Below are 397 nucleotides of genomic sequence, written 5' to 3' on the forward strand. Positions count from 1 at the left end.
CCCTGATTGGCAGCGCCCTGGGCCAGCTCGCGCGCCTTCGCCACCACGGCGGGGGATTCGTTGTAGTTCACGAACATATTCGGCACGAGGAAGGGCGCCGTCTCGCTGGAAAGGTTCACGTTCTCGATGACGCTGAACAGCTCCACGTAGTTGTTGCCCGAGGTGTTCTGCATAACGCGGAAGGTGTAGGGGCCATCGCCCATGTTGATGGGCACGATGATGGGCGTCCCGTCGCTGGGCAAGTCGTAGTTGTAGCTCATCTCGCCCTTGACCACCTGGAACTTCAGGCGCGCGTCGCTTCTCGCGGAAGCGCCCACGACGCCCTGGGACAATTGCGATGTATCGATGGCGCAGTCGTTGCCAGTCTGGGCGGCGCCCTCGTTGAAGGTGACCAGGG

At 62.5% G+C, this 397-nt stretch carries 1 pseudogene; it reads right to left on the minus strand.

Annotation, left to right across the window (positions count from 1 at the left end):
• A pseudogene (locus NE591_RS13025) lies at window positions 1–397 on the minus strand (transglutaminase domain-containing protein); the annotation flags it as partial.

It is taken from the genome of Adlercreutzia sp. DFI.6.23 (assembly GCF_024462535.1).
In the GTDB taxonomy this organism is placed as follows: domain Bacteria; phylum Actinomycetota; class Coriobacteriia; order Coriobacteriales; family Eggerthellaceae; genus Adlercreutzia; species Adlercreutzia rubneri.